This window comes from Kribbella sp. DT2, from assembly GCF_049844575.1.
Taxonomy (GTDB): Bacteria; Actinomycetota; Actinomycetes; order Propionibacteriales; family Kribbellaceae; genus Kribbella.
This window is the reverse complement of sequence record NZ_JBNCLH010000002.1, coordinates 677,786-704,190: the sequence shown is the minus strand read 5'-3', so window position 1 is coordinate 704,190 and position 26,405 is coordinate 677,786. Positions and strand designations below refer to the sequence as shown.

Below are 26,405 nucleotides of genomic sequence, written 5' to 3'. Positions count from 1 at the left end.
CGCCTCTGCCGGCGATTTCGCGGGAGCGGGAACTGCGTTCGGCTGTCGTTCGTAGTAGCCGGTTGGAGGACCGGCCACCGATCGATCGGGAGTGATGTGCGCGCTGCGGAGTCGGTGCGGTCTTCGGCCGTGGCCGGTGATCGGCAGGCGCTGATCGTCGCCGGACTGTCCGTCACCCTCGTCGTCTCCCTGCTGCTCGCGGTCGGGCTCGGCGCGATCCAGGTCCCGTACGACGACGCGCTGCGCTACCTGTGGGCCGGCCTCACCGGCGGCGTGATCAGCGGCGACGATGTCGCGGCGTACTCGGTGATCTGGGACGTCCGGACACCGCGAGTGCTGCTCGCGGCCGTGGTCGGCGCGGGGCTTTCGAGTGTCGGCGTGGCGGTGCAGGTGATGGTCCGCAACGCCCTGGCCGACCCCTTCGTCCTGGGCGTCTCGTCGGGAGCATCGGTCGGCGCGAGCGCCGTCGTCGTCTTCGGTCTGTTCGCCGCGCTCGGCATCTACGCCCTGTCCTTCGCCGCCTTCCTCGGCGCGCTCCTGGCCTCCGTTCTCGTGTACGCCGCGGCGCGGTCGAGCGCGGGACTCAACCCGCTCCGGCTGGTGCTGACCGGTGTCGCGATGGCCTACGGGTTCCAGGCGGCGATGAGTCTGATCGTGTTCCTGTCGCCCCAGGGCGAGGCGGCACGGACGGTGCTGTTCTGGTTGCTCGGCAGCCTCGGCTCGGCGACCTGGGGATCGCTGCCGTTGGCAACCATTGTGGTTGCCGCCGGCCTCGTCGTGCTGTGGCGCTGGAGCCGGGGACTCGACGTCCTTGCCCTGGGCGACGAAACAGCTGCCAGTCTCGGTACGCCGGCCGAGACGCTGCGCCGCAAGCTGTTCGCGCTCACCGCGGTCGTCACCGGCGTACTGGTCGCGGTGAGCGGCGCGGTCGGGTTCGTCGGGCTGGTCCTCCCCCACCTGGCCCGGATGCTCGTCGGCGCCGGGCACCGGCGCGTGCTGGTGATCGCTCCCCTCGCGGGCGCCGTGTTCATGGTGTGGGTCGACGTCGTCTGCCGAACCGTCGTCGCGCCGCAGGAGCTCCCGATCGGGGTGGTGACCGCGCTCATCGGTGTACCGGTCTTCGTCGTCCTGCTGCGCCGCCGCGGCTACCTGTTCGGCGGGCGCTGATGCGGATCGACCTGGCCGGCGTCACCGTCGAGATCGCCCAGCGCGCGCTGGTGGACCGTCTCGACCTGACGGCCTCGCCCGGCGAGATCGTCGGCATCGTCGGGCCGAACGGCAGCGGCAAATCGACCGCGTTGCGCTGCGTCTACCGCGCCCTGCGGCCGAGCACGGGCGCGGTCCTGCTCGACGGCAGGGACGTCGCCGGCCTCACTTTGCGCGACACCGCGCAGCAGGTCGCGGCGATGACCCAGGACCAGCAGACCGATCTCGACTTCACCGTCGCCGAGATCGTCCAGCTCGGGCGCAGCCCGCACCTTCCCGGCAACCGCGCGCTCGGCTCGCGCGACCATGCGATCTGCCGGGCCGCGATGGAACGAACGGGCACCGAGCACCTGGCCGGCCGGTCTGTCCTCACGTTGTCCGGTGGTGAGCGGCAGCGCGTCGTACTGGCTCGTGCTCTTGCGCAGCAGCCCTCCGTGCTCGTGCTCGACGAGCCCACGAACCACCTGGACCTGCGGCACCAGGCGGAACTGATGCGCTTCCTGCGGGACACGGACCTGACCGTGCTGATCGCCCTGCACGACCTCAACCTCGCCGCAGCGGTGTGCGACCGGATCGGTGTGCTCGACGAGGGCCGATTAGTTGCCGTCGGCACCCCGGCCGAGGTGCTCACCCCCGCGAACCTGCGGGACGTCTTCGGTGTCGCGATGGCCGTCGTACGGCATCCGCTGACCGGCGTACCGCAACTCCTTCACGACCTCACCGCTACGGAGGCCCCTTCATGAACCCTCGACTCGCCGCCGGTCTGCTGCCGATCATCACGCTCACCGTCGCCTGCGGAGCGACCGTCGAGGAGGACCCGGAGTCCGGATCGACCGTCACGGTCACCAACTGCGGGCAGGAGCAGACCTACGCCCGGCCTCAGCGTCCGGTCGCGTACGACGTCAGCGGCACCGAGAAGATGTTCGCCCTCGGTCTGGCCGACCGGATGCGGGGCTACGTCGTCAACAAGGTGTTCGACCCGGGCATCACCGGCTCTCCCTGGAAGGCCGACTACGCGAAGGTCGAACGGCTCGGCGACGCCCGGATCACCAAGGAGATCGTCGTCAGCGCGAAGGCCGACTGGGTGCTGGCCGGCTGGGGCGCCGGGTTCGCCGACGACCGCGGCATCACCCCGGCGCTGCTCGACCAGGTCGGCATCAAGAGCTACATCCACACCGAGACCTGCTTCAGCTACGGCGACCAGCCGGTCGACGTCCCGCCTCTCGAAGCGCTCTACACCGACCTCGACAACCTCGGCCGCATCTTCGGCGTCGAGGACCGCTCGGACCAGGTCGTCGCCGATCTGCGCACCCGCTTCAAGGCCCTCGAGGCCACGCGTCCCAGCGGTCCGCCGGCGCGCGTCTTCGTTTACGACTCCAGCACCGAGCAGCCCTACACCGCGGGCCGTCACGCCGCCCCGAACGACATCATCACCGCGGCGGGCGGCGCCAACATCATGGCCGACCTCGACGAGGACTGGGCCTCGGTCGGCTGGGAGTCCGTCACCGGGCGGCAGCCGGAGGTCATCGTCGTCGTCGACTACGCCGACCAGCCCGCCGCGGACAAGATCGCCTTCCTCGAGAAGCAGCCGGCCTTGCGCACCACCCCGGCGATCCGCAACAACCGCTTCGTCGTCCTCACCATCGCCGAGCTCGTCAGCAGCCCCCGCAACATCGACGCCGCCGAGAAGCTGGCGACCTACCTGCGGTCGATCGGCCGCTGAGGGTGACCGGCGGCGGCCACGCCGACGAAGGCCGCTGAAGCCGGATCGGCGGGGACCAACGGTTTCAGCCGAGATTGTGCAGCCCTGTCAATTTTTAGGCAGGCCTGCTAGTTTCAGTGCGGTGACCTCTCCAGAGCAGACACCTGGCTCGTTCATCCACGCCGCGCGCCGCGACCAGCTCGTGCAGAGCGCGATCGCGGTGATCGCCGAGCTGGGCGCCGAGCGGGCGTCGGTCGTCAGGATCGCCCAGCACGCCGGGGTCAGCCGCGGGGTCGTCGCCTACCACTTCCACGACCTCGCCGACCTGTACGACGCGGTGGTGCGCGAGGTCTACCGGATCGGCGCGGAGCAGCTGAGCCGGCCGGTCGCCGACGCCCCGACGCCGCGCGAGGCGCTGCTGCGATTCGTTGCCGGCAGCATCGACTTCTACACCACGTTTCCCCGGCACCTCACCGCCCTGAGCGAGATCTTCGCCCGCCGCGCGCGGGACAGCACCGAGCAGCACCAGCGCGAGGTCGACGACGTCGTCACGTTGCTGCGGGCCGGCCAGGCGGCCGGGCAGTTGCGGGCCTTCGACGCCGACGTGATGGCCGGCATCGTGCGCGGCGTGCTCGACTCCGCGGTCGCCCGGCTGCGGGAGAACACCGTCGACGTCGCCGTACTGCGGGAAGAACTTGTCAGCGCTGTCGATGCCATGACCACGGCCGGCACCAACCCTTCGACGAAGGAGCGCACGCCATGAACCTGCGCCACCGGACCAACACCCGCCGCATCGCCGCCTGCCTCGCGATCGCCGGTCTGCTGTCGGCCTGCACGAGCAAGGCCGCTGACAGCAAGGCCGCTGATCCTGAGGTTTCGCGCGACGCCCCGTTGACGGTCCAGACCTCCAGCGGCCAGCTCCAGGGGACGGCGGCCGGGAGCGCGCGACAGTTCCTCGGGGTCCGGTACGGGCAGTCGGTGGCCGGTGAGCACCGCTGGACGAACCCGGTGCTCGCGCCGCAGGCGAGCGGTGTCGTCCCGGCGACCAAGCCAGGGCCGAGCTGCGCCCAAGCAGGCACCGCGCCCGGTGCCGAGGCGACCGCGTCGACGAACGAGGACTGCCTGTTCCTCAACGTCACCACGCCCAAGCAGCTACGCGAGGACGAGAAGCTCCCGGTGATGGTCTGGTGGCACGGCGGCGGTTACACCAGCGGCTCCGGTGCGGCGTACGACGCCCAGCGGCTCGCGAACCGCGGCCACGTCATGGTTGTCACGGTCAACTACCGCCTCGGCGTCTTCGGTTACCTCTCGCTGCCCGGTCTCCCCGGCAGCGGCAACTTCGGGCTGGCCGACCAGATCCTCGCGACCACGTGGGCGCGGCAGAACGCCGACGCGTTCGGTGGCGACCCGGGGAACATCACCGTCTTCGGCGAGTCGGCCGGCGGCATGTCGGCGTGTGCGCTGCTGACCTCACCCGCGGCGCGGGACCTGGTCAGCAAGGTGGCGATGTCCTCGGGCTCGTGCAAGCTGGACTGGCCGAACGGCGGCCTCGCACCGGGCCTTCCGGCCCAGACGCCGTACACGTCCTTGGCCGCCGGTGAGCAGTTCGGTCAGGCGCAAGCCAAGACGCTCAGCTGCACCGGCGCCGCGGCCCTCAACTGCCTTCGTGGCAAGCCGGTCGCCGAGCTGCTGAAGATCTTCGGCAACTTCTCCAACGTCCTGACCTACGGCACTCCGCTGCTCCCGAAGGACCTCAGCCGCGCCCTCGACGACGGCGACGTGGCCGACGGAGTCCGCGTGCTGTCCGGCGGCAACCAGAACGAGCAGGCCGCGATCGTCGCCGGCGTCCAGTCGGTCAAGCCGTTCTACACCGCGGCCACCTATCCCACCCTGCTGAAGGAAGCCTTCGGCGCGAACGCCTCGAAGGTCGCCGCCCAGTACCCGCTCGACGGCTACCCCAATGCGGCCAGCGCCTTCGCCCAGCTCGTCACCGACGCGTCCTGGGCCTGCCCGACGCTACGCGGCAACGCGGCCCTGGCCGGCCACGGCGTCGCCGTCTTCGGCTACGAGTTCGCCGACCCCGACTCGCCCAACGTCAACGGCGTACCGACGAAGGAGGTCAAGCAGGGTGCGGCCCACGCCACCGACGTCCCGTACCTGTTCGACCTGACCGGGAAGAACCTGCTGAAGACCGCCGCGCAGCAGGCCCTCGCGAACCAGATGATCGACTACTGGACGAGCTTCGCCCGCTCGGGCACGCCCAGCGCTACCGACGCACCGGGGTGGCCGCAGCTGACCGGTGCGGACGGCCCGACGCTGCAACTCGCCCCGACGACCAAGCCGGTCGATCTCGCCGCGGAGCACCACTGCGGGCTCTGGGCAACAATCGACTTCTGACCGCCGGCCTCACGGTCGGGTGAGTGCCACGTTCTTCACCAGCCACCGAGTCAGCGGGCGGAGCTCGGTGAACGCGGCCAGCACCCGATCGGCCGCCTCCCGCGTGTGGATCCAGTCCTCGCAGCCAAGCCCCTGGGAGGCGATCACGGACCTGTGCCGCAGCAGCGTCGCCCGCGGATGATCGACCGGATGCCCCCGCAGCGGCCGCTTCAGCACGTCCCCCGAGATCTCGTACCCCTCGCGCTCGAGCTTCCGGAGGATCGCGACCAACCGCGGCCCGGAACCCGGGCCCGCCACCGCGGCCCGGTACCGCTCGATCTGCTCCGGCGGCGCGTACCACCACGAGAGCGCGATCTCCAGCCCGTCGAGGTCGAACCGGACTCCCAGCTCGACGTTCCGAGCCATCCGGACGATCGCGTGCTGCCGCTGCCACGCCTCCATCAGCACCCCGCCGTAGCGCCAGACCGCGAAGTCCTCGTACGCCGGGTCCGCGGAGGCCATCGCGTCGAGCAACTTGACCATCGGGACCCGGACCAGCTCCTCCCGATCCCGCCGGCACTGCCGCCTGACCTCGGCCGAAGGCTCCCCCTCCAGTTGCAGCAGGACGTCGAACGCCGACCTCGGCCACCCCTCGAAGACATCTGTCACGACCGAACAGCTTAGCCAGCACCTACGCCGTACGGGCCTGAGTCACCCAGCCGACAGCTGGTCCAGCGCCAACTGGCTCTGCTCGTCGGCCGCGCGGTAGATCACCAGCAGCTGGGTCGGATCCTGCAGCGGAGCGAGGGTTTCGAAGGTCACCGCGACCGGACCGATGGCGGGGTGCCGCAGCGCCTTGCGTCCGCGGCCGTTGACCTTGACGTCCTGCTCGGCCCACAACCGCGCGAGCTCCCCGTGGCCGCTCGCCACTTCGCCGATGATGTCAGCCAGCACCTCGTCGTCCGGATGCGCGGCCCAGGCGGTGCGCAGGTAGGCGATGCCGTCCCGTACGACGCTGTCGCGGTCGTCGTAGAAGTCACGCATGCCCGGCGACAGCAGGCACAGCCAGATCGCGTTGCGCTGCGACGGCGGCAGGGTGTCGAAATCAAGCAGCAGCCGCGCCATCTCGCCGTTCCAGCTGAGGATGTCGAAGCGGTGGTTCAGCACCATGGCCGGCAACGGCGCCAGGTCCGCGACCATCTGAGCGAGCGCCGGTGCCGCGGTCGCCGCCGGCTTGTCCGCGCTGCGGGAACGCTGCTGAGTGAGGTCGAACAGGTAGGCGCGTTCGTCCGGCGCCAGGCGCAACGCGCCCGCCAACGCCTCCAGCACCTCCGCCGAGGGCTTCAGCCCTCGAGCCTGCTCCAGTCGCACGATGTAGTCGATGCTGACCCCGGCCAGTTCGGCGACCTCTTCGCGGCGCAGTCCCGGGGTACGCCGCCGCTGCCGACGCGACGGCAAACCGAAGTCAGCCGGGTCCAGGCGCTCGCGCCGGGTCCGCAGGAACGCGGCCAACGCCTGGATCGTGTCCACGGTGGGAGTCGTCATACCCGGTTCCAACAGCCTGGGTAGGACTCGTGTTCCCAGGCACTTCTTTCCCTTATCCCCGGCCCGCGACGCCTGCAGGCTGGTGGACGACACCGATCACAAGCGAAGGAGACCACCATGCCGCTCACCCTCGACACCTACCGGCTGCTCGGCCGGTCCGGGCTGTGGGTCTCGCCACTGGCACTGGGCACGGCCACGTTCGGTACCGAGTGGGGCTGGGGCGCCGAGAAGGACGAGGCACGCAAGCTGTTCGACACCTACGTCGAGCACGGCGGGAACTTCATCGACACCGCCAGCACCTACACCGACGGCAGCTCCGAGCGCCTGCTGGGCGAGTTCACTCGCGAACACCGCGAGAGCCTCGTACTGGCGACGAAGTACTCGACGCTCCGCCGGCCCGGCGACCCGAACTCCGGAGGTTCTCACCGCAAGAGCATGTTCGCGTCGGTGGAAGCGAGCCTGCGGCAACTGAACACCGGCTACCTCGATCTGCTCTACCTGCACGTGTGGGACTTCACGACGCCGGTCGACGAGATCCTTCGCGGGCTGGACGATCTCGTCCGGCAGGGCAAGGTCCTGTACGTCGCCATGTCGAACGCCCCGGCCTGGGAGATCTCCCACCTGCAGGCGGTCGCCGACCTGCGCGGCTGGTCGCCGCTCGTCGGGCTGCAGGTCGAGTACAACCTGATCAACCGGGCCGCCGAACGTGATCTGATCCCGATGGCTCGGGCGATGGGGCTGGGCGTGACGCCGTACTCGCCGCTGGCCGGCGGCCTGCTGACCGGCAAGTACAGCCGCTCCGACCTGACCTCGACGGACACCTCGGAGAGCGCTCGGAAGAGCTTCAACGCCGGCTTGGGCATGATCACCGAGCGGAACCTCGGCATCGCCGACGTCGTGCGGGAGATCGCGACGGAGCTGGGCCACACCCCGGCACAGGTCGGGCTGGCCTGGACCCTGCAGAACCCGGCCGTGACCGCACCGATCATCGGCGCGCGCACGATCGAGCAGCTGGAGGGAAACCTGGGGGCTCTGGACGTCGAATTCACCGCTGATCAACTGGCCCGCCTGGACACGGCGAGCGCGATCGAGCTCGGCTACCCGCACGACCTGCTCGCGGGCGACCACATCCGCGCCGTGACCAAAGGTGGTCTGAAGATCGAAACTCGCAGGTGACAACCCGCCGTGGTCGCTAGGGTTCTGGTATGCGGATCGTTTCTCTCAACGCCTGGGGTGGCGCGATGTTCGACCACCTCGCTCCCTGGCTCCAGGCGGTCGACGCCGACGTGCTCTGCCTGCAGGAGATGACCCGTACGCCGGGCGCGTCCGGCTGGACCCGTTTCGAGGACGGCGAGCGGTCGCTCCCGCAGCGCGCGAATCTCTTCGAGGACGTCCGGGCGCTGCGGCCCACCGATCAGGGGTTCCTGCTCGTCAGTGACGCCGGACCGGTGACCGACGACCACGCCGTACGGCGCCGGCAGGACTTCGGGATCGCGACCTTCGCCGGCGCCGGCCGGCCGGTGGTCGGGCTCGACAGCTCGTTCGTGCACGGCGAGTTCGTCGACCACGAGGACTGGTCGATCGACGACCGGCCGCGGGCCGCGCTGGCGACCCGTGTCGCCGATCGGGCGGGCGACCGGTTCGTCACGGTGGTCCAGCTGCACGGCCTCCGTGACCCGGCCGGCAAGCAGGACAGCCCGGCGCGGCGCGCTCAGGCCGAGCGGCTCGCCGAGCTGGTCGAGCGGGCGAGCTCGCCCGGCGACCTGGTCGTCGTGTGCGGCGACCTCAACCTCCTGCCCGGCAGCGAGACTTTCGCCGTACTGGAGAAGGTCGGTCTGACCGATCTGGTGGGCTCGGCCGACACCCGTACGTCGGCGTACACCAAGCCCAGCCGGCACGCGAGCTACCTGCTGGTCTCGGACCCCTCTGCCGTCAAGAACTTCGAGATCCTGCCGGACCCGGAGGTCTCCGACCACCGAGCCTTGATGCTGGAGTTCTAGCGCGCGACGTTGAACCAGGCACGCAGGGCGCCGACCCGGCGGAGGACGAACTGGTCGAGCAGCAGAACGGCGACCAGGGTGATCCCGAACAGCGGCAGGAACAGGGCAAGGGCAACGACAAGGACCGCCAGCGCCGGGGTCGCGCGCAGCGGGAGGCGGCCGCGGGGCGCGCCGAGTGCCTTGGTCTTCGGGCGCCGGCGCCACCACATCAGCGGGCCGCTGACGCACATGAACATCACACCGAGGCAGAAGACCGTGGTCAGCCAGAAGTTCAGCGTGCCCAGGCGCCGCCCCTCGTGCAGGGCGATGCCCTGGGCAACGACCTTCGCCAGCACCGGGTAGTCGCTGTACCCGTACGTCGAGACCACGCGGCCGCCGTACTGGTCGACGTGCAGGGTGCGTTCCTTGCCGGGGTCGTTGAACGCGTAGCCGATCGCGGAGTAGACGCCTTCGTCGTCGGCCGGCAGGGCGATCGTCATCGGGCGCCGCAGCCCGTTGCGCTGACCGACCGCGATCGCGGTGTCGACGGTGGCGACCGAGCGGCGCCCGTCCTCGGGGTTCGACCGCGGCACCTCGGTGTTGCCGAGCCCCCACGGCACGGTGTGGCTGTGCGGGAGCGACTCGTCGAGCGTCGAGGTCGGCTTCGACAGCGCGCCCGGATCGGCACCCCAGAACGACGTCCCGTGACTGGTCGCGAACTCCTGCGTCTTGGCACCCCAGAACCCGGTCCACGGCAGACCGGACACGATCAGGAACAGCAGCCCCACACCGAGGATCGCGCCGGTCCGGCCGTGCCGGGACCGCAGTACGGCGCCTGCCGCGCCGGCGGCCCTGCGCCGCGCCCGCGCGACCCGGCCCCGCACGAACAGGTAGTAGCCGGTCAGCGCCATCACGATCGCCCAACAGGCGGCGACCTCGATGACGAAGTCACCCACGCGACCGGCCATCAGTTCTCCGTGCAGCAGGATCGCGGCGCCCGACAGCGTCCGGTCGGGGTTCAGCGACCCCAGGACCGTTCCCTCGTACGGATCGACGAAGACGTCACGCGGGCCGACAGCGGTGTCGACCGAGAAGACCGTCGAACGGTCCGGGCCGGACGGTTCGGTCATCGAGACCACGGTCGCGCCGGGAAGAGCCTGCCGCACCTCGTCGAGCTGCGTCGAGTACGGCTGGGCGACCAGGCCGGCGGGATGGTCGACCTTCATCAGGTCGGCGTGCAGGACCGGTTCGAGCTGGAAGCGGAACAGGTAGATCAACCCGGTCGTGGCCAGGATCAGCAGAACCGGGATCACCAGGAAGCTCGCGTAGAAGTGCCAGCGCCAGAACGCCCGGAACAACCCCGAACCACGACCGCGGGCCACCGGGCTCGCGACCTCCGCCGGAAGGCTTTGTACTGCGCTCACGCCTCACTCCTTCTGTTCATCGTCCGGAGCAGGAGTCGGTTCGCGCGGCCGTCCAGTTCCAGCGGACCGTCATGACCTGGGTCACACCTCCGGTACGCCGGGCGCCGCGGCGGGATGCGACGATGGTCCGGCCATGCAGCAGCACTGGGGAATCCGAGCCGCTCGCGCCGTGATGTTCACGGCCGTCTGCGTGCTGCTCGCCGTCCTCGGCCACGTCGTGATGTCCGCGGCGGCGGTCCCGTGGTGGGCGGTCGTTCCTGCGTCCGCGTCGATCGCCGCCGCTGCCTGGATCCTGGCCGACCGGGAACGCTCGGTGCCGTTCGTCGTCGTGGGCACGGTCGTCGCCCAGGCCGAGCTGCACGTCGTGTTCACGCTCGCGCAGTCCCTGACGCCGGCGCCGATGCACCATCACATGGCCGGTGCGGGGTCCGCAGGAATGCTGGCCGCGCACTTGTTCGCAGCGCTGCTGTGCGGTCTCTGGCTCGCGTACGGCGAGAACGCGACCTTCGCCGTACTGCGAACTGTCGCCGACCGGATCCTGCTCCTTCTCCGGCCTTGGCGGAGCGACCCGTCGTGGCCGCGCCTCCGGCCGGCGTACTGGGTGGCTCCGACCCAGCAGCGGCTGCTCGCGGACGCCATCACCTCCAGAGGTCCACCGCGCGGAACCGCTGTCGCCTGACAGCCACGCATCACCCGGGCACGACACCGCCCGGGTCCGAGCCATGCCGGTTTCCGGCAGGCCGCGTACTCCGCCCGCCGGCGGCTCAGCGTCGCCGGATCCTGAACCTCAGAAGGACATTCAGCCATGACGTCTACCCCGTTGGACGGCGCGCCTCCGCCCGCCGACGACCTCTGCACGCACCTGGCGCTCGCCGCCCGCGACGGTGACCTGACCGCCCTCGACCACTTCGTCCGCGCGCTCCAGCGCGACGTCCGCCGGTACGTCGCCCACCTCGCCGCCGATCCGCAGTCGGCCGACGACCTCACCCAGGAAACGTTCCTGCGAGCACTCACCAGCCTGCACCGCTTCGAGGGCCGCTCACCGGCCCGCGCCTGGCTGCTGACCATCGCCCGCCGTACGGTCGTCGACGACCTCCGCCGCCGCGCGTCCCGCCCCCGCATCGCCGACCGCGACTGGCAACTCGCCGCCGACCAGACCCAACCCCGCAACCTCCCCGGCTTCGACGACGCCATCGCCCTCACCGAGCTCCTCGACCAACTCCCCCACGACCGCCGCGAGGTCTTCGTCCTCACCCAACTCGCCGGCGTCCCCTACGCCGAAGCAGCCGCCCACCTGGGCTGCCCGATCGGCACCGTCCGCTCCCGGGTAGCCCGAGCAAGAACCACCCTGGCCGACCTGCTCGCCGCCTGACACCCCGTACGGCGTACCGGCCAACCGGTACGCCGTACGGAAGGACCGCCGTCGTCAGCTCAGCGCGGTGACGACCTGGGTGATGCCGAAGGGGATGCTCAGGACCGAGTTGAAGGACAGGGCGGCGCCGGTCGCCGGGGCCGCGCTGAAGGGGAGGTAGATGGTGCGGTCCTCGCGGGCCACGGCGAGTTTGCTGAACAGAGGGTTCGCGCGGACCTGGGCCTCGGTCTGGTCGCCGGTGTCGATGAGCATGACCAGTTGGTCGACGTCGAGCAGGTCCAGCCGTTCCAGGCTGATCTGGGCCACGTCGCCACCAGGCTCCAGCTCACGCACCGACGGCGCGACCTTGAACCCGAGACCCTCGAAGAACTGGAGCTTGGGGTCGCCGGCGCCGAAGACGGCCCACTGGTCGGCCTTGGCGGGCTCGGCGACGGCGACGGTCCGGCCGGCCCACTCGGGATGGGTCTGACGGGCTTCCACGAACTGGGCCGTGATGCCGGTGATCAACTTGTCGGCCTCGGCCCGCAGACCGAGGGCGGCACCGGCCTGTTGCGTCATCACCGTCCAGGGAGCGGCGAAGTCGGCGTAGTCACGGGGCTGCGCGACCACCGGCGCCAGTTTGCTGAGCGTGTCGTAGTTCTCCTTGGTCATCCCGGAGTACAGGCCGACGATGAGGTCGGGCCGCAACGCCGCGATCTTCTCGTACTGGTACTCGTCGCGCTCCCCGACGATCTCCGGCGTGCTGCCGGACCAGAGCGGGGACTGCCACGGCCAGTTGCCGTACGGGCGTTCGCCGAAGAAGTCGACGACACCGACGGGACGCACACCGAGCGCCAGCAAGGGCTCGTGATCCGTGTAGCCCAGGCTCACCACGCGCTGCGGTTTGGTCGTCGGCGTCGTCGCGCCGTACTTGTGCTCGACCGGCCCCGCCGAGGCGGGCGCTCCGGCCGGTTGGTCGTCGGTGGAGCAGCCGGTCAGCGCGAGAAGGGCGGCCGTGCTCAGACCGCCGGCCAGAAAGCCGCGGCGGGTCAGTTCGTCCACCAGGGCAGCGAAGTCACGATCTACGGCCGGGGCAAGCGTGGGCGTCAAGACGATCTCCGATGAGTTGGCATGCTTAGGCTAGGCACGCCTAACTCTAGGCGAGCAAGGGACCACTAGCCCGCTGCGAGGGCGTGGGTGAAAGCGATCGTGCGGGCCTGTTCCTGCGGCGTGCCGACCGGGGCGACCATGAACTCCGTCGTGCCCGCGTCGGCGAAGCGTTGGAGCTGGCGGGCGACCTCGGCCTCGTCGCCGACGACCGCGGTGTCCTCGGGCCCGCTGGCCGCGCCCCGGTCGAGGATTGCCCGGTACGCCGGCAGCGATCCCGCCAAGCCGTAGTGCTGCTTGATCCAACCGCGGGCGCCGTCCGGGTCGTCGGTCACGGCGACGCAGACGCAGGCGATGACCTGCGGGGCCGGCCGGCTGCCGGCGGCCTTGTCGATCGTCGGCCGGACGTAGTCGCCGATCACCTCTGGGCTGGCCCAGCTCGTCACGGTCCCGTCGGTCAGCTCGCCGGCGATCTCGAGCATTCGGGGGCCCAGCGCCGCAAGGATGAGTTCGGGCGGCCTCGCGCCCACGACGCTCAACTGCCCGACCGCCGTCAGCAGCTCACCATGGACGTCGACCGGCTCACCTCGCAGCAGCGGCGCCAGCGCTTCGACGTACTCGCGCAGGTAGGTCGCCGGCCGTTTCATCGAGATCCCGTACTGGCCTTCGACGATCACCGGATGGCTGGAGCCGATGCCGAGCGTGAGCCGGTTCCCCGTCGCGGCCTGCACGCTGAGCGCCTGCGCCGCCAGGGCCAGCGGGTGCCGCGGATAGACCGGTACGACGCCGACGGCGTACTGGATGCGGGGAACCCGCGGGCCGAGCGCGGCGATCAGCGTCAGCGCGTCCCAGCCGGCGCGTTGACTGAACCAGATCCGGCTGATGCCGCTGTCCCCGGCCGTCCGCGCGTCGGTCGCGATCTCGTCGATCGTGCGGGCGTCGTCCTCGATCCACAGTCCGATTCTCATGCCCTCAGTCAAGACACTCGGCGGACCTCGACCAAGACCCGCTCGACCCGCGCAGCGATAAGCTTTCGTGATCGATCGCGGGAGGCCCGATGGAACTGCGGCAACTGAGGTACTTCGTCACCGTCGCCGAGGAGCTGCACTTCGGCAAGGCCGCGGAACGTCTGGACATCGTGCAGCCCGCGGTCAGTCAGCAGGTGGCCCGGCTCGAACGCGAGCTCGGTCTGCGCCTGTTCGACCGATCGTCCCGCCGGGTCGCCCTGACCGGTGACGGCGAGCGCATGCTCCGCGAGGCCCGCGCCGTACTCGCCGCCGCCGATCGCGCGACCACCGTCGCCGGCGAACTCGCCGCCGGGCAGGCCGGCGTCTTCCGCATCGGCACCAGCCCCGGCCTTCGCGACCGGCTCGAACGCGGCCTGGCCGTCCTCCGGTCGTCCTCACCCGGCATCGAGATCAAGCTGAGCTCGCGCCCACCCGCCGAGCAGCTCCAGGCGCTGCGGTCCGGTGAGCTCGACGTCGCCTTCATCCGCGGCGCCGTGACCTCACGCTCTCTGCGCGCGATCCCCTTGTGGGACGAGCCGTTGTCGGTTCTCGTACCAGCCGAGTACCGCTCCGGCGGCGAGCTGAAGCTGATCGACCTGGCCGAGCTCCCCCTGCGTCTCCCGCCACGATCGGACGACGCCGCTCTCCACGCGACGATCCACGCCGCCTGCCGCACGGCCGGCTTCGATCCCGTTCCCGGCCGGCCGATCGACAGCCTCGACGACGCGATCGTCGAGATGACCAACGGCTCCCCCGCCTGGACGGTCCTGTACGGCGCCGGCTGCAAAGCCCCCGAAGGCGCGCTCTGGATGGGCCCACTGACGCCGGCCCTCACCGTCCCCGGCCACCTGATCGTCGCCGCCGACCGCTCGCCGCTGTGCCTGGACGCCCTGACCCAAGCCTTCAGCTAACCAGGTCGAACCCAGGGCTCCACATGCGACCTGATCGCATATGCTCGGATCCGGACCGAGGATCGGAGCTCAGCAGATGATCGACGTACGACCGGCCGCACCCACCGACGGCGCCGCGGTCGGCGCGGTGCACGCGGCCTCCTGGGCCGCCGCGTACGCGCCGTTCTTCGACCGCGAGTTCGCCGCCGCCGAGATCGACTCCCGGCTCACCCGCTGGCACGATCGCCTGCGCAACCCCAGCGGCCTGATCCTGCTCGCGCGACTCGACGACCGGCCACTGGGCCTCTCCTGGAGCGTGCCCTCCACCGAGCGACCGGGGCACGGCGAAATCCTCAGCCTGTACGCGCATCCCGACGGTTGGGGCACCGGGGTGGCCGCCGAGCTGATGACGACCACCCTGGAGCACCTCCGCCAGGACGGCTACCGCCAGGTCCATCTCTGGACCCTGCGCGACACACCGCGTTCCCGCCGCTTCTACGTCAAGTCCGGTTTCGCCGAGACCGGGCAGACCCGCGACCGCGACTTCGGCGACGGTCACCCGCTCGCCCAGCTGGAGTTCGCCCGCACCAACTGATCAGGTGATGACGCCGCCGAGGCGATCACCGGCTGACGAGGCCGATCTCCTCCGGCGTCGACCGCTTCTCCTCGTACGGCGTCACCGCGCCGCTGTCCCGGTCGGTCACCCGCGGCTCCTGCAGCGTCTTGACGTTGCCGTCGGCAGCGATCTGGAACACGAGGGCACCGGTGTACCCGGCATGGTTGTCCTTGCTGAAGGCGAACGGCGTCAGGCCCGGCCCCTTGAGCTCGCCGGACGACATCGCGTCGATCAGCTTCTGCCGGGTCAGGTCACGGCCGGCGGCCTTGAGCACCTGCCCGAAGGTGTAGGCCTGCACCATGCCGTACAAGAGCGTGTCGGTGAACGGCTCCTTCGGGATGTACTTGTCGTGGATCCCCTGGAAGAAGGCGGTCCACGGGTCGTCGGTCGCGCGCGAGCTCGGCAGGTACCGGGTGCCGATCACGCCGGCCAGCAGCGCGGCGCCGGACACCTCGCTCCCGCCCTGCTTGGCGAACTGCTCGACCAGCCCGGTCAGCGTCGCAGGGTCGGCCCCGATGCTGCTCACCACGAGCTGCGGCTTGTAGCCGAGCTTCAGCGAGGTGAGGATCGTCAGCGCGGTGAAGGCCGGGATGCACTCGCACACCAGTACGTCGGCGCCGGACGCCTTCAGCGCCGAGATCTGCGGCGTGACGTCGGTGTTGGCCGGGTCGTAGGTCTTGCGGGCCACGATCTGCGGCGTGATGAACTGGTCGAGGCCCTTCTGGGTGTCGGTGCCGACGTCGTCGCCCTGGACCAGCAGACCGACCTTCTTCCCGGCGAACTTCTCCTTGATGTACTGGCCCTGGACCTTGCCCTCGCGGGTGTAGTCGACCTGGTAGCCGAAGGTGTTCGGGTGCTTGTCCGGTGAGTTCCACAGCAGCGCGCCCGACGACACCAGCAGGTCCGGTACGCCCTCGGCCGTCAGGTAGTCGAGGACCTTCGAGTGCGTCGGCGTTCCCAGGCCGCCGACGATCGCGAAGACCTTGTCCTGCAGGACCAGCTTCTTGACCACCTCGACCGTCCTGGTCGGGTTGTAGCCGTCGTCCTCGACCTTGTACGTGATCTTGCGCCCGTTGACGCCACCGCTGTCGTTGAGGTGGTCGTACACGGCCTTGGCGCCGACGGAGATCTTGCTGTACCCGGGCGCGGCCGGACCGGTGAGCGGTTGGTGCGTACCGATCACCACCTCGGTGTCGGTCACGCCGGGCGCCGCTTCGCCCTTCTCCGTACCGCTGTTGGCCGGTGTCTCGCCGGCACCACCGCACCCGCTGAGCGCCAGCGCGGAGGCCAGGGCGACCGCGACGGCAGAACGCTTGTTCCTCATTGTTCTCCTCGTTGAGAAGGAGCCGGGCGTCGCACCCGGCTCCGGACCTTGCGCAGGCCGCCTTGGATCCCCGCCGGGAAGGCGAGGACGATCACGATGAGCACCACGCCGTACAGGGCGAGCGGGAGGTTGTCGGACAGGTTGCTGCGCAGGCTGAGCAGCTCGGCGAGGTCGTCGGTCCAGACCTGGACGTAGACGAGTGCGATCGCGCCCCACAGCGCGCCCCACAAGCTCCCGAGCCCGCCGAGGACCAACGCGGCGAGCAGCGAGAGCGACAGCGCCGGCGTGAACGAGCCGGGCGCCGCCGTACCGAGCAGGAACGCCTGCAGACCACCCGCGAGCCCGCCGCACGCCGAGCTGACGAGGAACGCGAGGATCTTCGTCCGGCCGACGTGGACGCCGGCGAGCGCGGCGGCGACCTCGTCGTCCCGGACCGCCCGCAAGGTGCGTCCCACCCGGCCGCGCGCGAGATTCGCGAGCACCACCAGGGCGAGCAGGACGGCCGCCCAGACGATCCAGGCCTGCCAGCGAGTGGCCGGTACGGCGCTGAGGCCCGCGGGCTGACTGTTGACCGTGAAGCTCAACCCGTTGCTACCGGCAAGCAAGTCCGGGAAGCGTTGCGTGACCGCGGGAAGCCCGACCGCCAGCGCGAGCGTGGCACCCGCGAGGTAAGGCCCGCGCAACCGGGCCGCGGCCGCGCCGGCCAGCAGGCCGGCGAGACCTCCCGCGACCGCCGCCAGGACGAGGTCGACCCAGATCGGGAGCGCCGGCACCCGTAGTACCAGAAGTGCGACCGTGTAGGCACCGATGAACATGAACGCGCCGTGCCCCAAGGAGATCTGCCCGTTGAAACCGGCCAGCAGCGCCAGCCCGGCGACCGCGATCAGGTAGTAGCCGACGGTCGCGATCCGCAGGTTCGTGAACGGATCCGTGGCGACAGTGAGCAGGACCAGCAGCACCATGGCACCGCAGGCTGCAGCCAGGTGGACGACGAAGGGTGGGAGCCTCCTCATGCCCGCCTCGCCGTTGCTCGACCGAAGAGCCCGGCAGGCCGGATCGCCAGCACAGCGACAAGAATCGCCAGCGCGGCCAACGGCACCAGCTCCGGCCCCAGCAGCCCCGACACGTACGACAGGCCGATCCCGAGCGCGAGCCCGCCGACGATCGTGCCGAGCGGGTTGTCGAGCCCGCCGATCACCGCCGCGGTCAGCGCGTAGACGAACACCTCGTCGAGCACCGTCGGCGAGATGAACGGCGGAATCGCGAGCATCCCGGCCAGCGACCCCACGGCCGCGGCCAGCCCCCAGCCGATCGTCAGCATCACCCTCACCCGTACGCCGAGCAGCCGCGCCACCTCGGGATTGAAGGCCGCCGCCCGCATCCGCAGCCCCAGCGCCGTGAACTTGAACAGCAGCAGCACCCCGGCCGCCGTGCCGACAACAGCCAGTACGGCGAACAGATCGCTGGCCGAGAACCGGCCGCGGAAGTCGAACGGGTAGGAGAACGCGTGCGGTTCGTTGGACCAGATCATCCCCGCGACCGCCTGCAGCACCAGCAGAAGCCCCAGCGTCACGATGATCGCGCTGAGCTCGCCCGCGTTGCGGAGCGGCCGGATCAGGAACCGCTCGACCGCGACCCCGAGCAAGGTGCCCGCCACGACGGCGACAGCGAACCCGAGCCAGTAGCTGCCGGTGCTCTTGGTGACCGAGTACGCGAGGTAGCCCGAGATCAAGGCGAGGGCGGGCTGGGCGAAGTTCACCACCCGGGTCGCGCGGTAGATGATCACCAGCGACAGCCCCAAGGCGGCGTACACGGCACCGCTGGACAGACCCGCCACGGTCAGGTTGAGGAAGGTGGTCACCGTGCCCCCTTCAGGCCGAGGTACGCGTCCCTCAACTGCTCGTCCGCGAGCAGGGAGGCCGCGTCGTTCGAGGCGACCAGCTCCCCCAGGCCCAGGACGAAGCCGTGGTCGGCGACCGACAGCGCGCTGCGCGCGTTCTGCTCGACCAGTACGACGGTCAGCCCGGTGCCGGCCCGGAGGTCGCGCAGTACGCCCATGATCTTGGCGGCGACCAGCGGCGCCAGGCCGAGCGAGGGCTCGTCCAGCAGCAGCATCCGCGGCCGGCCCATCAGGCCGCGGCCGATCGCCAGCATCTGCCGCTCACCACCGGACAGCGTCCCGGCCGCCTTGTCGAGCCGCGGCGCCAGCGGCGGGAACAGCTCGAGCATCACGCCCAGGGCGGCGGCGCGATCCTTGCGGTCCGGTCTCCACAGCGCACCGAGCCGGAGGTTCTCCGCGACCGTGAGCTCCGGAATTACGCCGCCGCCCTCGGGAACGTGCGCGATCCCGGACCGCGCGATCCGGTCGGCGGGCAGCCCGGTGAGGTCCTGGCCGAACGCGGTGATCCGTCCCGCGGTGGGCCGGATCAGGCCGCTGACCGCCCGCAGGAGGGTCGTCTTGCCCGCACCGTTCGCGCCGAGGACGGCGGTGATGCTGCCTTCCCCCACGCGGAGCGTCACGTTCGAGAGCGCGCGGACGAGTCCGTGGTGGACGGTCAGCGCCTCGATCTCAAGCACTGGGCCTCTCCCCGGGGGCGAGGCCCAGATACGCGTCGGCGACGGCAGGATCGGCCCGTACGTCGTCCGGCGACCCGATCGCGATCACCTCGCCGAAGTCGAGCACCACCACCTCGTCGCAGACACCCATCACGAGATCCATGTGGTGCTCGACCAGCACGACCGCGGTCGCCTCCGTCAGCGCACGGATCCGGGCGGCCAGTTCGTGGGTCTCCGCCGTCGACAGGCCACTGGCGGGCTCGTCGAGCAGCAGCAGCTCGGGTTCGGACACCAGCGCCCGGGCCAGCGCTACCCGCTTGCGGGATCCGTACGGAAGCGCGCCGGGAAGGTGGTCGCGGACGTCGGCGAGGTCGAGCTCGCGCAGCAGCCTGAGGGCTCGGCTGCGCAGTTCGCGTTCGTCGCGAGCGGCTCCCGCCGTACCGAGCAAGGCCGCGATCGAACCGGTCCGGGCGAACCCACCCGCGCCGGCCATCACGTTCTCGAGCACGGTGAGACCGCCGAACAGGCCGAGCCCCTGCAGCGTTCGGGCGATACCGAGCCGGGCCAGCTGGTCCGGGCGGTGGTTCCCCAGTGCGCGGTCCTTCCAGCGCAGCTCGCCCGTCTCCGGCCGGACCAGGCCGCAGATCACGTTGAAGAGCGTCGTCTTGCCGGCACCGTTGGGCCCGATCACGCCCAGCACGCTGCGCGCCGAGATGCTCAGCGAGACCTCACGCAGCGCGACGAGTCCGCCGAACCGTACGGTGACTCTCCTGACGTCCAGCACCTTCTCGGGGAAGGGGATCGTCATCTGGCTCCTTCCCGCCGGCGATGGTGTGCAGCAGTCTGAGCCGATCCCTCCCGGACGGCATCGGTACAACCACCAGTCGTGGGAATTCCGCGCCAGCCCTTCCCAGCTCCCGTACGGCGGCCAACACTGTCCGGTATGGCTGCCGAGGTCGTGCTCCGCGGACGGGAGCAGGAGCGCGCCGCGGTGCAGGAGGCGCTCGCGGCCGCCCACGCCGGCGACGGATCCGCCTTGGCGATCACCGGCGGCCCCGGCTCGGGCAAATCGTCGCTGCTACGCAGCGCACCGACCGCGGGGTTCCGGGTCCTGATCACCCAAGGCGTTCCGACCGAGTCCGCGCACGAGCCCGCCGGTCTGCACCGGCTGCTGCACCCAGTGGCCGATCGGCTCCCACAGTCGTTGCGGAAGGCAACGGGACTCGCTGCGGGATCACCAGGCGCAACCTTCGCGCTCCACACCGAGGTCCATCGGCTGCTCTGCGAGCTGGCGGCCGAGCAGCCCGTGCTCGTGCTCGCCGACGACGCCGGCCTGCTCGACCGGCCGTCGCTGGAAGCGCTGGCGTTCGTCGCCCGCCGGGTCACCGGCCATCAGCTCGCCGTACTGTTCGCCCTCGAGCCACAGCGCGGTGAGAATCCGCTGACCGGGCTGCCGACGCTGGCTCTGGGGCCGTTGGACGATCCTGCCGCGATGGAGCTGCTCTCCGACCTCACTCCCCTGGGTCTGCCGGAGGACCTCGCCGAAGACATCCTCCACCTCGCCGGCGGCAATCCGCTGGCGCTGACGGAGCTCGCGTCGACCGGCCGACTACCGCACGACAGCGCGTTGCGGGCTCGGCTTCGCGACCGCTTCCGTGCCCTGTCCCCCGACGCCCAGCTACTCGTCCTGCTCGCGGTGGTCGACGAGGATCTCGAGCTCGACACCGTGGTCCGATCCGAGCTCGATGCCTTGGACGAGGCGCGAGACAGTGGACTGCTGGTGGTGGAGGGCGATCGCGTCGGGTTGGCTCAGCTGACTCGGTTCGTTCTGCGGACCGAAGTCCCTCTGAGTGAGCAGCGGCGAGCCCACGCCGTACTCGCGAACGTGCTCGATCCCGAGCAGCACACCGCACGCTGGCTGTGGCACCGAGCAGCAATGAGCCGTACGGCGTTGAGTCGCGCTGAGGCCGGCAACCAGGCTGACGAGCTCGGGGCCGCGGCGGCGCGCTCCCGTCGTACGGGGAACTACTCCGTGGCCTCGGCGGCCTCGCAGCGCGCGGCGACCCTGGCGGTGTCGCCGCAGGCCAAGGCCGCGCACCTGATCGCCGCCGCGGCCGATCAGTGGTCGACCGGCCGGCCACGGACGTCCCGCGCGATCCTGCGCGAAGCCGCTGTCCACGTGCGTGGCCGGGAGCTGCACGGGCTCGCCGACTTCGTCCGCGGCGGCGTCGAGCTGGGCGACAGCGCACCCGGTACGGCGGTCCGCAGCCTGCTCAAGGCGTCCGGCGAACTGCTCGACTCGCACCGCACGCTCGCCGTCACCGCACTGGTCTTCGCAGCGGAGGCCGCCAGCATCGCAGGCGACCAGGCCGAGCACGCCAGCACTGCTGCCCGGGCGGCCGCTCTTCGCCGCGCCGACGAACCACCCGTCACGGCCCTGATGTTCGACCACCTCGAAGGCATGGCCGCCACGTTCGCCGGTCATCACCGGGAGGCCAGGGCCGCCCTCGACCGCGCCGTACGGCTGGCAGGAGAGCTGCCCGATCCGCGCTCGAAGATCTGGGGCAGTCAGGCCGCGTACGTCCTGGGCCGGGCCGGTCGTTCCCTGGAGCTCGCCACGCAGGCGGTGGCCGGGGCGCGCGACACCGGGATGACCTCGCTCGTCCCTTGGGCACTGGTCTACAAGTCGCTGGCCGCGCTGCTGCTCGACCAGCACTCGATCTCGCTGGACTGCTCGCTGGAAGGCGTGCGCGAGGCGACCTCGATGGGTCAGCCCAACACCGTGGTCGACCATCTGACGATCCTCGCGCTGATGGCCGCGCTGCAGGGCGACAAGACCACCGCCGTCCACCGGTTGCACCTGGCCGCCGCCGACGTCACGCGCCGCGGCCTCGGCCGTCCCAGCACGTTCGGGTCGTGGACGCTGGCCTGCGTCGACCTGGTCGACAACCGGCCCGCCGACGCGCTCAACCGCCTCCGCCTGCTCGCCGTCGACACCGGCCGCGTGCACCCCGGCATCAAGGTGATGACCGCACCGCACTACGTCGAGGCCGCCGTGGCCTGCGGCCGGCAGGCAGCGGCGACCAAGGTGCTCAAGCAGTTCGAAGGCTGGGCGACCAGCACGGGCTGCCCGGCCCGGCTCGCGCTCTCCCACCGTTCGCAGGCGTTGCTGGCCGGCGCCGACCCGACAGCGGACGAACACTTCCGGGAGGCCATCCGCCTGCACCGGGTGAGTGGTACTCCCATGGAGCTTGCCAAGACCGAGCTCTTCTACGGCCACCGGCTGCGCCTCGACCGTCAGCCGAAGGCCGCCCGGCAGCACCTCCGCGACGCGCTGCAGATCTTCCAGCAGTACGACGCCGGCCACTTCGTCGGCCTGGTCCGCGCCGAGCTCCGAGCCTCCGGCGACACCATCACCCGACCCCGGCCGACGCACGCCGCCCAGCTGACTCCGCAACAGTCCCAGATCGCCGAGCTCGTCGCCGGTGGCGCGACCAACCGGGAGATCGCCGCGCAACTGTTCATCAGCCACCGCACGGTCGAGCACCACCTGCGCAACATCTTCACTCGCCTGGACGTCCGCTCCCGGGTCGAGCTCACCCGCCTGCTCGGCTAGGGCCTCGCGCTTGTCGGGGCCAGGAAGGTCGTGCTGGGGGCGCCGGTGTGGGGTGACAGCTCGACGACCGCGTCAACGGCGTACACGTCGTGGATCAGTGTCGCGGTCAGCACCTGGGTCGGAGTGCCGGTCGCGACGACCCGGCCCTGGCGGAGCACGACCACCCGGTCGCAGAAGCGCGCGGCGAGATTGAGGTCGTGCAGGGCCGTGACGACCGTGAGGCCGAGGACGCGCAGAAGGGTGAGCATCTCCAGTTGGTAGCGGATGTCGAGGTGGTTCGTCGGCTCGTCGAGGACGATGGTCTCCGGCTCCTGGGCCAGGGCCCGGGCCAGTTGCGCCCGCTGGCGCTCGCCGCCGGACAGGGTCCGCCAGTAGCGGTGGCGGTAGGCGGTCATGCCCGTGACCGCCAGCGCGTGCTCGATCGCGGCATGGTCGTTGCTGCCCAGCGCGGCGAACGTGCCACGGTGCGGCGTCCGGCCGAGGGCCACCGTCTCGTCCACCGTGATGTCGGAGTGCACCTCCGGCGACTGCTCGACGATTGCCAGGCGGCGTGCGACGGTACGCCGGGCGGCGCCCCTCAGCGGCGTGCCGCCGAGCAGGACCGTTCCCCTGTGAGGCTGCCGGAGCCCGGCCAGGATGCGGAGCAGCGAGGTCTTGCCCGCGCCGTTCGGGCCGAGCACCCCGAGGACCTGACCGGCCGGCGCCTCGAGGTCCACGCCGTCGAGGATCGGAGTACCGTCCACCGACCAGTCGATGCCGGAGGCAACCACGGCGGTCACTGCCGGGCCGCCTTGCGGAGCACCAGCGCGAACACCGGTGCGCCGATCAGCGCGGTGATCACGCCGACCGGGACCTCGCGCGGTGAGAACGCCGTCCGGGCGAAGGCGTCGATCCAGATCAGGAAGATCGCGCCGCCGAGGCCGGTCAGCGGCAGCAGCAGCCGGTGGCTGCCGCCGGCGATCAGCCGGACGACGTGTGGCACCAGCAAGCCGATGAAGCCGATCGCACCGGACGCCGCGACGGCCGCCGCGGTCATCAACGCAGTGATGATCATCAGGACGACCCGCGCCCTGGTGACATCGATCCCCAGCGACGCTGCCGTGTCCCAGCCGAAGACGAACGCGTCCAAGGCCGCGCTGTAGAGCAGGCAACACAGAGCGCCCGCCACGATGACCGCAGCGGCGACGCTCAAGGACTGCCACCGAGCACCGCCGAGCGAGCCGAGCAGCCAGTAGGTGAAGGCGCGGGTGGCGTCGGCGTCGCCGTCGAGCATCAGCACCAGCGAGGTGGCCGCGGAGAAGAACTGGGACACCAGCACCCCGGTGAGCACGACGCGGGAGGGATTCGACACCCGGCCGCCGCCGATCAGTACCAGCACGATCGCGAAGGCCGTCAGCGCCCCGGCGAACGCGCCGGTCGACAAGGTGACCGCACCGGAGCCGAGACCAAGGATCGTCACCGACACCGCACCGGTCGACGCTCCGGAGGAGACCCCGAGCAGGTAGGGCTCGGCGAGCGGGTTGCGGGTGATGGACTGCAGGACCGCGCCGCAGATCGAGAGACCGAGTCCGATCACCGCCGCCAGCAACACCCGCGGGAGCCGGGACTCCCAGATCAGCGCGTCGACGAGTGGTGACGCCGGCGGCCCGGGCGCGAGAGTGCCCAGGCCGACGTGATGCAGGATGACGCCGACCACGTCGGCAGCGCCGATGCTCGCCGTACCGACGAACGCCGCCGCGACGACGGACACGCACAGTACGACGCTGAAACCTCCGATCAGCAGCAGCGAACGACCACTCCGTACGCCGCCTCCGCGGGATGTCTCGGCATCGGTCGGCGGCGCTGTCTCAGCGGGGCCGGGCCGGGTTCCCATCAGGTTCGTCATCGCCGCGCGAACACCACGACGTCGTCGTAGTACCGCCAGATCGTGCCGGTCTCGGCGAAGCCCGCGGTGCCGAGCGCTTGCAGGTGCAGGCCGAGCGGCGCGTGCGGAGTGGGCGGACGGTCGGCGAACCTGCGCTCGCGCTCGGCCAACCGCTCTCCGAGTGCGGGAACCGCGACGGCGTCGGCCCACCACTCGTCCCAGGTCTGTGCTCCGGCCGCTCGGGCGGTGCGTTGGGTGCGTTCGTCGTCCGCGGCCGCCGCCTCCGTGAGGAAGGGTTGAGTCTGCGGGTCGTAGCGGAGGTGGTCGGCGTTCATGAACACGCCGTTCGACGGCAGGAGCGTCCCGAGGGTCGCGTAGCCGGCGACGAGTTCGGCGGGCTTCAGCCAGTGCAGCGCGGTCGACGACACCGCTGCGTGGATCGGTCCGGGCGGCAGCTTCGTCTCCCAACCCGGTCGGGCCAGGTCAGCGTCCACCGCGGTGAAGCGGTCACCGAGCCAGGTGTCGGCGAGCGTCAGCAGGACAGGGTCGTAGTCGAGCCCGATCACCTGTACGTCGGGAAACCGCTCGAGGATCCGTCCGGCGAGGCTGCCCGGACCACAGGCCAGGTCGAGCACCGTCAGCCGCCCGCCGTCCTCGGCTGCCGCCAGCCGGGCGATCACGTCGAGCATGACCTCGAACCGCTGCTCGCGATGGGTGATGTAGGCCGCCTGCTGGTCGTCCCACCGCTGGACCAACTGCTCGATCGCCGTCATCGCGCACCCAGCTTGACGAGTCCCTGCGCGACCGCGGAGATCGCCTCCACGCTGTGCAGCGAGGGATCCATCGCCTGCCCCGGCACGACGATGAAGCGGTCGTTGCGTACGGCATCCAACCGCGACGTGAGCGGGTCGTGCTCGAGGAAGTCGATCTTCTCCTTGGCGGTGTCGCCGGGGTAGCCGCGGGTCAGGTCGGCCAGCACGATCACGTCCGGATCGCGCGCCACGAACTCGTCCCAGCTGACCTCGGGCCACTTGGTCGAGGCGTCCTTGAACAGGTTCTCCGCCCCGAGCATCTCGGTCACGGTCTGCGGCAGGCCACCCGGCCCGGCCACCGAGGGCGTCCTGGACGACGCGGCCGTCGAGTAGAACCACACCAGCCGCGGCTTGCCCTCGATCTGCTCCGCGACCTTGCGGCCCTGGTCGACGACGGCCTGCTGCTCGGCGACGAGCTTCTCACCGGCGTCCCGGACGTCGAAAATCCGGGCGATCGTCCTGATCTCGTCGAACAGCATCGCGAAGGTGGCACCTCCGGCGACCGCCGCGTGGTACGTGCAGTCGAACTCGGTCAGGTACGTCGGTACGCCGAGCTTGTGCAGCTCGGCCCGCTCCCCCGCGTTCTGCGCGGTGAGGAACGAGGCGAACGACGAGTACACGAAGTCCGGCTCAGCCTGGAGCAGGGTCTCGTGCTTCAGCAGTCCCTTGCTGAGCAGGGGAACCTTCCGGTACGCCGCCGCGAGATCGGACGGGACCGGGTCGGTCTCGTACGCCGTACCGGCCATCCGGTCGCCGAGGCCGAGCCGGAGCATGATCTCCGTCGCGGACTGGTTGAGCGACACCGCGCGAGTAGGTGCCTTCGGCACCGACACCTTCGTCCCGCAGTTGTCGTAGCTGAGCGGGTAGGTCGTCGTACCGGAGGACGTCGGGCCGGCAGCCACGTCCGCCGCCGGCGCCGATCCCCCGCCGCAGCCGGTCAGCGCGCACGCCAGCCCGGCCGAGACTGCAACGACAATCATTTTCATTTTCACAGGCGGAGCGTAACCGAGTCCCTGACCAGGCAGTCGAA

The 26,405-nt window shown here is 70.7% G+C and carries 26 protein-coding genes; 12 read left to right on the top strand and 14 right to left on the bottom strand.

Annotated elements, in window-relative coordinates; genetic code table 11:
- Nucleotides 1-129: 129 nt before the first annotated feature.
- The 5 genes from ACLQ2O_RS12045 to ACLQ2O_RS12025 all read left to right on the top strand — a co-directional run bounded on the left by ACLQ2O_RS12045 (nucleotide 130) and on the right by ACLQ2O_RS12025 (nucleotide 5,305).
- Nucleotides 130-1,167 carry a FecCD family ABC transporter permease gene (locus ACLQ2O_RS12045; protein WP_425830374.1) on the top strand — a complete coding sequence of 346 codons (1,038 nt, stop codon included), beginning with the start codon at nucleotides 130-132 and terminating at the stop codon, nucleotides 1,165-1,167.
- Nucleotides 1,167-1,949: an ABC transporter ATP-binding protein gene (locus ACLQ2O_RS12040; RefSeq protein WP_425830372.1), complete on the top strand. Its 783-nt coding sequence runs from the start codon at nucleotides 1,167-1,169 to the stop codon at nucleotides 1,947-1,949. The genes ACLQ2O_RS12045 and ACLQ2O_RS12040 overlap by 1 nt, the downstream gene beginning before the upstream one ends.
- On the top strand, nucleotides 1,946-2,929 hold the full coding sequence (locus ACLQ2O_RS12035) for an ABC transporter substrate-binding protein (RefSeq protein WP_425830370.1): 984 nt from the start codon (nucleotides 1,946-1,948) through the stop codon (nucleotides 2,927-2,929). The genes ACLQ2O_RS12040 and ACLQ2O_RS12035 overlap by 4 nt, the downstream gene beginning before the upstream one ends.
- A gap of 121 nt (nucleotides 2,930-3,050) precedes the next feature.
- Complete coding sequence (locus tag ACLQ2O_RS12030; RefSeq protein ID WP_425830368.1) at nucleotides 3,051-3,671, top strand: TetR/AcrR family transcriptional regulator; 621 nt, start codon at nucleotides 3,051-3,053, stop codon at nucleotides 3,669-3,671.
- Entirely contained in the window at nucleotides 3,668-5,305 is a 1,638-nt protein-coding gene (locus ACLQ2O_RS12025) for a carboxylesterase/lipase family protein (RefSeq protein WP_425830366.1), read from the top strand. The genes ACLQ2O_RS12030 and ACLQ2O_RS12025 overlap by 4 nt, the downstream gene beginning before the upstream one ends.
- A 9-nt stretch (nucleotides 5,306-5,314) precedes the next feature.
- Here ACLQ2O_RS12025 and ACLQ2O_RS12020 read toward each other — a convergent pair whose 3' ends face one another.
- Entirely contained in the window at nucleotides 5,315-5,953 is a 639-nt protein-coding gene (locus ACLQ2O_RS12020; RefSeq protein ID WP_425830364.1) for a DUF2461 family protein, read from the bottom strand.
- Nucleotides 5,954-5,995: 42 nt separating this feature from the next.
- Nucleotides 5,996-6,829, bottom strand: coding sequence for a helix-turn-helix transcriptional regulator (locus tag ACLQ2O_RS12015; RefSeq protein WP_425830362.1), 834 nt, complete (start codon nucleotides 6,827-6,829; stop codon nucleotides 5,996-5,998).
- Between the two features lie 117 nt (nucleotides 6,830-6,946).
- Between ACLQ2O_RS12015 and ACLQ2O_RS12010 the strand changes: the two genes are divergently transcribed.
- Together ACLQ2O_RS12010 and ACLQ2O_RS12005 are read left to right on the top strand one after the other, a co-directional pair.
- Complete coding sequence (locus tag ACLQ2O_RS12010) at nucleotides 6,947-8,005, top strand: aldo/keto reductase (protein ID WP_425830360.1); 1,059 nt, start codon at nucleotides 6,947-6,949, stop codon at nucleotides 8,003-8,005.
- Nucleotides 8,006-8,034: 29 nt separating this feature from the next.
- Complete coding sequence (locus tag ACLQ2O_RS12005; protein ID WP_425830358.1) at nucleotides 8,035-8,829, top strand: endonuclease/exonuclease/phosphatase family protein; 795 nt, start codon at nucleotides 8,035-8,037, stop codon at nucleotides 8,827-8,829.
- Here ACLQ2O_RS12005 and ACLQ2O_RS12000 read toward each other — a convergent pair.
- Nucleotides 8,826-10,232 carry a PepSY-associated TM helix domain-containing protein gene (locus ACLQ2O_RS12000; RefSeq protein ID WP_425830356.1) on the bottom strand — a complete coding sequence of 469 codons (1,407 nt, stop codon included), beginning with the start codon at nucleotides 10,230-10,232 and terminating at the stop codon, nucleotides 8,826-8,828. The two genes, ACLQ2O_RS12005 and ACLQ2O_RS12000, sit on opposite strands and share 4 nt — an antisense overlap.
- Before the next feature lie 133 nt (nucleotides 10,233-10,365).
- Here ACLQ2O_RS12000 and ACLQ2O_RS11995 point away from each other — a divergent pair, with 133 nt between their 5' ends.
- Both ACLQ2O_RS11995 and ACLQ2O_RS11990 read left to right on the top strand, forming a co-directional pair.
- Entirely contained in the window at nucleotides 10,366-10,911 is a 546-nt protein-coding gene (locus tag ACLQ2O_RS11995) for a hypothetical protein (protein WP_425830354.1), read from the top strand.
- A 126-nt stretch (nucleotides 10,912-11,037) separates the two neighbouring features.
- Entirely contained in the window at nucleotides 11,038-11,604 is a 567-nt protein-coding gene (locus tag ACLQ2O_RS11990) for a sigma-70 family RNA polymerase sigma factor (protein WP_425830352.1), read from the top strand.
- Nucleotides 11,605-11,658: 54 nt separating this feature from the next.
- On the opposite strand, the gene ACLQ2O_RS11985 is transcribed toward ACLQ2O_RS11990, so the two are convergent.
- On the bottom strand, nucleotides 11,659-12,645 hold the full coding sequence (locus tag ACLQ2O_RS11985) for an ABC transporter substrate-binding protein (protein ID WP_425830350.1): 987 nt from the start codon (nucleotides 12,643-12,645) through the stop codon (nucleotides 11,659-11,661).
- Nucleotides 12,646-12,758: 113 nt separating this feature from the next.
- Nucleotides 12,759-13,658: a TIGR03564 family F420-dependent LLM class oxidoreductase gene (locus ACLQ2O_RS11980; protein ID WP_425830348.1), complete on the bottom strand. Its 900-nt coding sequence runs from the start codon at nucleotides 13,656-13,658 to the stop codon at nucleotides 12,759-12,761.
- An 89-nt stretch (nucleotides 13,659-13,747) separates the two neighbouring features.
- Here ACLQ2O_RS11980 and ACLQ2O_RS11975 point away from each other — a divergent pair, with 89 nt between their 5' ends.
- Together ACLQ2O_RS11975 and ACLQ2O_RS11970 are read left to right on the top strand one after the other, a co-directional pair.
- Nucleotides 13,748-14,608: a LysR family transcriptional regulator gene (locus ACLQ2O_RS11975; RefSeq protein WP_425830346.1), complete on the top strand. Its 861-nt coding sequence runs from the start codon at nucleotides 13,748-13,750 to the stop codon at nucleotides 14,606-14,608.
- Nucleotides 14,609-14,684: 76 nt separating this feature from the next.
- Entirely contained in the window at nucleotides 14,685-15,182 is a 498-nt protein-coding gene (locus tag ACLQ2O_RS11970; RefSeq protein ID WP_425830344.1) for a GNAT family N-acetyltransferase, read from the top strand.
- A gap of 25 nt (nucleotides 15,183-15,207) precedes the next feature.
- Here the strand turns inward: ACLQ2O_RS11970 and ACLQ2O_RS11965 are convergent, their stop codons facing one another.
- The 5 genes from ACLQ2O_RS11965 to ACLQ2O_RS11945 are packed head-to-tail and all read right to left on the bottom strand — an operon-like array spanning nucleotide 15,208 to nucleotide 19,891.
- Nucleotides 15,208-16,527: an ABC transporter substrate-binding protein gene (locus ACLQ2O_RS11965; RefSeq protein WP_425830342.1), complete on the bottom strand. Its 1,320-nt coding sequence runs from the start codon at nucleotides 16,525-16,527 to the stop codon at nucleotides 15,208-15,210.
- Nucleotides 16,524-17,540 carry a branched-chain amino acid ABC transporter permease gene (locus ACLQ2O_RS11960; RefSeq protein WP_425830340.1) on the bottom strand — a complete coding sequence of 339 codons (1,017 nt, stop codon included), beginning with the start codon at nucleotides 17,538-17,540 and terminating at the stop codon, nucleotides 16,524-16,526. Before ACLQ2O_RS11960 ends, ACLQ2O_RS11965 begins: the two co-directional genes overlap by 4 nt.
- Nucleotides 17,537-18,388 carry a branched-chain amino acid ABC transporter permease gene (locus ACLQ2O_RS11955; protein WP_425830338.1) on the bottom strand — a complete coding sequence of 284 codons (852 nt, stop codon included), beginning with the start codon at nucleotides 18,386-18,388 and terminating at the stop codon, nucleotides 17,537-17,539. The genes ACLQ2O_RS11960 and ACLQ2O_RS11955 overlap by 4 nt, the downstream gene beginning before the upstream one ends.
- Nucleotides 18,385-19,104, bottom strand: a complete 720-nt coding sequence (locus ACLQ2O_RS11950) for an ABC transporter ATP-binding protein (RefSeq protein WP_425830336.1) — start codon at nucleotides 19,102-19,104, stop codon at nucleotides 18,385-18,387. The genes ACLQ2O_RS11955 and ACLQ2O_RS11950 overlap by 4 nt, the downstream gene beginning before the upstream one ends.
- On the bottom strand, nucleotides 19,097-19,891 hold the full coding sequence (locus tag ACLQ2O_RS11945; protein WP_425830334.1) for an ABC transporter ATP-binding protein: 795 nt from the start codon (nucleotides 19,889-19,891) through the stop codon (nucleotides 19,097-19,099). The genes ACLQ2O_RS11950 and ACLQ2O_RS11945 overlap by 8 nt, the downstream gene beginning before the upstream one ends.
- Before the next feature lie 135 nt (nucleotides 19,892-20,026).
- On the opposite strand from ACLQ2O_RS11945, the gene ACLQ2O_RS11940 reads away from it, so the two are divergent.
- Nucleotides 20,027-22,699, top strand: a complete 2,673-nt coding sequence (locus ACLQ2O_RS11940) for a LuxR C-terminal-related transcriptional regulator (protein ID WP_425830332.1) — start codon at nucleotides 20,027-20,029, stop codon at nucleotides 22,697-22,699.
- On the opposite strand, the gene ACLQ2O_RS11935 is transcribed toward ACLQ2O_RS11940, so the two are convergent.
- From ACLQ2O_RS11935 to ACLQ2O_RS11920, 4 genes are read right to left on the bottom strand one after another with little or no spacing between them, the layout of a single operon-like run.
- Nucleotides 22,696-23,478: an ABC transporter ATP-binding protein gene (locus ACLQ2O_RS11935; protein ID WP_425830330.1), complete on the bottom strand. Its 783-nt coding sequence runs from the start codon at nucleotides 23,476-23,478 to the stop codon at nucleotides 22,696-22,698. The genes ACLQ2O_RS11940 and ACLQ2O_RS11935 overlap by 4 nt on opposite strands.
- A complete protein-coding gene (locus ACLQ2O_RS11930) occupies nucleotides 23,475-24,584 on the bottom strand; it encodes a FecCD family ABC transporter permease (protein WP_425830328.1) in 1,110 nt (369 codons plus the stop codon). Before ACLQ2O_RS11930 ends, ACLQ2O_RS11935 begins: the two co-directional genes overlap by 4 nt.
- Nucleotides 24,581-25,336, bottom strand: a complete 756-nt coding sequence (locus ACLQ2O_RS11925) for a class I SAM-dependent methyltransferase (protein WP_425830326.1) — start codon at nucleotides 25,334-25,336, stop codon at nucleotides 24,581-24,583. The genes ACLQ2O_RS11930 and ACLQ2O_RS11925 overlap by 4 nt, the downstream gene beginning before the upstream one ends.
- Nucleotides 25,333-26,361 (bottom strand): ABC transporter substrate-binding protein, encoded by a 1,029-nt coding sequence (locus ACLQ2O_RS11920; protein ID WP_425830946.1) that lies wholly within the window; start codon nucleotides 26,359-26,361, stop codon nucleotides 25,333-25,335. The genes ACLQ2O_RS11925 and ACLQ2O_RS11920 overlap by 4 nt, the downstream gene beginning before the upstream one ends.
- Nucleotides 26,362-26,405 lie beyond the last annotated feature (44 nt).